Origin of the sequence: Streptomyces sp. 796.1 (assembly GCF_047525675.1) — a bacterium.
Lineage (GTDB): Bacteria > Actinomycetota > Actinomycetes > Streptomycetales > Streptomycetaceae > Streptomyces.
Window position 1 is genome coordinate 159,321 of record NZ_JBLIWA010000005.1, and the last position, 4,825, is coordinate 164,145.

General features: G+C 70.1%; 5 protein-coding genes. All 5 read right to left on the minus strand.

Annotation, left to right across the window (positions count from 1 at the left end):
* Positions 1-98: 98 nt before the first annotated feature.
* The 5 genes from ACMA1D_RS05730 to ACMA1D_RS05750 all read right to left on the minus strand — a co-directional run bounded on the left by ACMA1D_RS05730 (position 99) and on the right by ACMA1D_RS05750 (position 4,665).
* Positions 99-1,100 carry a chitinase gene (locus ACMA1D_RS05730; RefSeq protein ID WP_414722813.1) on the minus strand — a complete coding sequence of 334 codons (1,002 nt, stop codon included), beginning with the start codon at positions 1,098-1,100 and terminating at the stop codon, positions 99-101.
* A 513-nt stretch (positions 1,101-1,613) separates the two neighbouring features.
* Positions 1,614-2,534, minus strand: a complete 921-nt coding sequence (locus tag ACMA1D_RS05735) for a D-alanyl-D-alanine carboxypeptidase family protein (RefSeq protein ID WP_414722762.1) — start codon at positions 2,532-2,534, stop codon at positions 1,614-1,616.
* 79 nt (positions 2,535-2,613) lie between these two features.
* Positions 2,614-3,303, minus strand: coding sequence for an HAD family hydrolase (locus ACMA1D_RS05740; protein WP_414722763.1), 690 nt, complete (start codon positions 3,301-3,303; stop codon positions 2,614-2,616).
* Positions 3,304-3,391: 88 nt separating this feature from the next.
* Positions 3,392-3,874, minus strand: a complete 483-nt coding sequence (locus ACMA1D_RS05745; protein ID WP_414722764.1) for an Lrp/AsnC family transcriptional regulator — start codon at positions 3,872-3,874, stop codon at positions 3,392-3,394.
* 137 nt (positions 3,875-4,011) lie between these two features.
* A complete protein-coding gene (locus tag ACMA1D_RS05750; protein ID WP_414722765.1) occupies positions 4,012-4,665 on the minus strand; it encodes a phosphoribosyltransferase in 654 nt (217 codons plus the stop codon).
* Positions 4,666-4,825: the final 160 nt, after the last annotated feature.

Genomic DNA, 4,825 nt, shown 5'->3' on the forward strand with positions numbered 1-4,825 from the left:
CCGGGGCCGGTTGGCGCGGGTCGGCTTCGTCAGGGTGGGGACGGGGTGGCGCGTCCGCGACCCGGCCGGTGGCGCGGGTCAGCGGGGCTGGCGGGGGATCAGCGGCCCTGGAGGGACTTGACGTTGTTGCCGAAGCTCCAGGAACGCGAGCCGTCCCAGTTGATCGACCAGGTCATCAGGCCCTTGAGGCCGTTGTTGTACTTGCTCCACGCCTGGCTCACCAGACCCGGCGACATGTAACCGCCACCGGCGCCCGGCTGGGCCGGCAGGCCCGGGACCTGCTTGTCGTAGGGAACCTTGATGGTGGTGCCCTGAATGACCAGGCCCTTGTTGAGGCAGTCGGTCTGCGCGGTGAAGCCCTGGACCGTACCGGCCTGGTACGAGTCGCCGGAGCAGCCGTACATGCTGCCGTTGTAGTACTGCATGTTCAGCCACCACAGCCGGCCGTTGTCCGCGTACTTCTTCACGATCGGCAGGTAGGCGCCCCAGATGGAGCCGTAGACGACGCTGCCGCCGGTGACGTAGGCGGTCTCCGGGGCCATCGTCAGACCGAAGTTGGAGGGCATCTGGGCGAGCACACCGTCGATGATGCGGATCAGGTTCGACTGCGAGGCCGAGAGCTGGTTGATGTTGCCGGTGCCGGTGAGGCCGGTCTCGATGTCGATGTCGATGCCGTCGAAGTTGTACTTCTTCAGGATCGGCACCACGGTCTCGACGAACCGGTCGGCGACCTTGCTTGAGCTGAGGTCGATGCCGGCCGCGGCGCCGCCGATGGACATCAGCAGCGTGGCGCCCTTCTCCTTGGCGTCGCACATCTCGGCGGGCGTGGACACCTTCACCGTGGCGTCCATCCCGTCCTCCCACAGGACGGTGCCGTCCGAGCGGATGACCGGGAACGCCGCGTTGATCACGTTGTAGCCGTGGTCGCTGATGCGCTTGTCGTTGATCGGCACCCAACCGAACGGCGGGTGCACGCCGTTGGCGGCGCCGTCCCAGTTCTCCCAGTAACCCTGGAGCACCTTGCCCGTGGGCTTCGACTTGACCGCACAGGTGTCGGCGCGGGGCTCCTTGGGTGCCTCCGACGCAGCGGCCACCGGCATTTGAGCGGCGAAGGCCAGCGCCAGGCCGACCCCCAGCATGCGTACCGTCCGACCGATCATGTGGTGCTCCCTTCAGTCCGCGGACAGCGTCGCCGGGTCGGCGCTGTGTCCGTGGTGGTGTGTCTTCGGGCGAGTGGGTGGGGACCATCGGCCGCGGCCGTGCCGCAGAGCGACAGTGGATGTGCACATGACATATGAGGAGGCCATGACACGTGAGGAGGCGTGGGGGAAGACACGCGTACCTCCTGGACCGGGGCCCGAAGTGTGGGCAGGGGTGTGTGGTGCGCCACACGCTAAGGTGGTCCAGACCTCTCGTCAAGAGGTCTGGACCATGCGCGAGATGGCCGGGGCCGGACGACGACGCCCCGCCCGGAGGGGTTCCGGGCGGGGCATCGGCCGCGCTGCGCGGCGACCACGCGGTGACCGCGGGGAAATCAGTCCGCTCCGTCCGCGACGAAGGGCCGTCGGACGCGGGCCGACCCGCGTCCGCGGTCACCCGGGCCGAGCCGCGGCTCAGTCCTGCTGCGCGCCCTTGGGCAGCGCACGCCAAGCGACCTTGGTCTTCTGCTTGAACGACCAGTCGAGCATCTTCTTCGCGTCCGCGTAGCGGTTGCCATCGTTGAGGATGACGCCCACGACGGTGCGCTTGCCCTTGGTCGTGGCGAAGACCAGGCACGGTCCGGCAGCCGTTCCGGTGCCGGTCTTGATGCCGAAGGTGCCCTGGTACGAGCCGAGCAGCTTGTTGGTGTTGTACCAGGTGTAGGTGCGGCCGTTGGTGGCCTTCTGCTTGGTGCTCTGCGCCTTGACGACCGTCTTGAACGTGCCGTTCCCGATCGCGTGCCGGGCCAGCTTGGCCATGTCACGCGGGGTCGTGTAGTTGGACCCCTTGTTGGAAATGCCGTCGAACGAGTCGTACTTGGTGTTCTTCAGGCCCAGCGCCTTGGCCCGCGTGTTCATCTGCGCGATGAACGACTTGGTCCTGGCGGCGGTGGTCTTGCCCGAGCCGAAGGTGTCCGCCAGGGCGAACGCCGCGTCACAGCCCGAAGGCAGCATCAGCCCGTACAGCAGTTGGCGCACCGTCACCTTGTCGCCGGTCTTCAGGTCGGCGGTGCTCGCGCCTTCCTTGGCGACGTAGTCCCGGTACTCCTTCTTGATGGTGACCTTCTTGTTGAGGTCGACCTTCTTCGTGTCGAGCACCACGACCGCGGTCATGATCTTGGTGGTGCTCGCCATCTGCCGCTTGGTGTCGGCGCCCTTGGACCACAGCTCCTTGTTGGCGCCGCTGTCCAGCAGGTACGCGCCCTTGGCGGTGATGCCCGACGGGCCGCTCGCCGCCTGTGCGCTGGTCGTCGGGATGGCGACGGCCAGGGCAGCCGTCGAAGCGACTACCGTCGCCCCCCACCGGTAGACCGCGCGTCCCCCACGTCGTTCCATATGTGCTCCATCTCGTATGTGGGTCAATCGTGCGAACGAATGCTCTCATTCGGCCATTTGCGGCGGAAACGTGGGGGTGTCAACGCGGGGCGCCGGTCAGCCACGCGTACGCCAGGTCCGCGTCGAACTCGCGCTGCCCACCTCGGAAGCACAGTCCCGCCGTCGCGAACCGCGGATCGTCCACCGTCGCGGGCACGTACGGCACCGCGATGCAGCGCATGCCGGCCCGGTGCGCCGCCTCGGCCCCCGGCGGCGCGTCCTCCACCACCACGCAGTCCGCCGGCTCCACGTCGAGCCGGCGAGCTGCCTCCAGGAACACGTCGGGCTCCGGCTTGCCCTGGAGCACCTCTTCGGCCGAGACGTACGTGCTCAGTTGCGCGTCCAGGCCGGTCGCCGACAGCACGGCCTCGATCGCGGCGCGGGAGGAGCCCGAGGCCACCGCGATGGGATGGCCGTGCGCGGACAGTCGCTCCACGAACCGGCGCATCTGCGGGAACGCCTCGGCCGACGCGCCGGCGAGCTCCAGGTAGTGCCGGTTCTTGGCCGCCAGCAGCTCGTCGACCGACGCGTCGATGCCGTACTCGGAGCGCAGGATGGTCAGCGTCTCGCGGGTGCCGATCCCGATGAAGCGGGTGTGGTCCTCCCAACGGAAGTCGGTCACCCCGTACGCGGCCAGGGTGCGCCGTCCGGCTTCGAAGTAGTGCGGCTCGCTATCGACGAGCGTGCCGTCGAGATCGAAAATGACCGAGGGGGTGCGGGAAGCGCTCATGGAGACAGCATGCCAAGGCGGCGAGGGCACCGCCGGGGAGATGTCCGCAGCTCAGCGGCCCAGTGCCGGTCCGACCCCGGGCCGCGGGCTAACGCTGGCGCGCCGCCTGTGCGCCCACGGCGTCCACCAGCGGCAGCATCCGGTACGGGACCCGCTGCCGCAGGGCGATCTCGGTGCGGGTACGGACCACGCCGGGGAGCTGGATGAGCCGCTGGACGACGTCCTCCAGGTGGCCGGCGTCCCGCGCCACCACCCGGGTCATCAGGTCCCCGCCGCCGGTGATCGAGAACGCCTCGATGATCTCCGGGACCTCCGCCAACGCGTCGCCCACGTCGTCCAGGTGCCCCTGCATCACCTCGACGTGGACGAAGGCCAGTACGGGATGGCCCAGCGCGGCGGCCGAAAGCCGCGGGCCGGTGCCGGTGATCACGCCGTCGCGCTCCAGCCGGTCGAGCCGCGCCTGGAGGGTGCCGCGTGCCACGCCGAGCAACCGCGCGTACTCCCGCACGCTGGTGCGCGGCTGCTCAAGGAGCAGCCGGAGGATCTTCGCGTCGAGTACGTCCACGGCCACGCCATCGGCTCCCGTTCGTTCTCGCTCATCCTGCTCGTCCGCCCGGGCCCAGAAGGTCCCGTATGCGCCTGGCGACTGTACCAACGGCATCCCGCACATCCCCTTCCGTGGTCCCGGTGTACAGGGCGGGCCGCAGGTCAGCCACCCGCATGGGCCGCCGCCAGCACGTCGAGCACCTCCGCGTCCGTGACCTGGTCGAAGTCCGCGTACCAGCGGCCGACGGCGCCGAAGGGCCGCGGCTGGTGCGGGCAGACGACGTCGTCGGCCTCCTGCCCGAGCACGGTGGCCGCCTCCACGGAACCGACCGGGGCCGCCAGCAGCACCCGCGCCGGCCCGAGGCGCCGCGCCGCCCGCACCGCGGCGCACGCGCTGACCCCGGTGGCCAGCCCGTCGTCCACCAGGACCGCCGTCCGTCCGCGCAGGTCAGGGGCCGGACGCCCGGCCCGGTACAGCGACTCCCTGCGCTGGAGCTCGACCCGCTCGCGCGCCACCTGCGGGGCAAGCCCGTCGGGCGTCAGGTGCAGCAGGTCGAGCGCCCGCTCGTCGTAGAACGGGGGCTCGTCCCCGGCCAGCGCGCCGACGCCCAGTTCGGGCTGGAACGGTGCGCCGATCTTGCGTACGACGAGGACGTCGAGCGGCGCGTGCAACACCCTGGCCACCTCGTCCGCCACCGGCACCCCGCCGCGCGGCAGCGCCAACACCAGCGGGCCGACCAACTCGTCATGCAACTCGCGCTCGGCGAGCTCGGCGGCCAGCGCCCGCCCGGCCGCACGCCGATCCTGGAAGAGCATGCGTCTCACTTCCGTTCTTGCTTCCCGTTCTCGTGCTCGGTGTTTCCGTTGCTGCTCCTGTCTCCGCCGCTGTTCCCGCCCCTGTTGCCTGCGCCGTCGCTCCGGCCGGGCTGACAGGACGCTCCGGTAGGGGGCTCCGGCGGGCCCGCCGGAGCCCCCT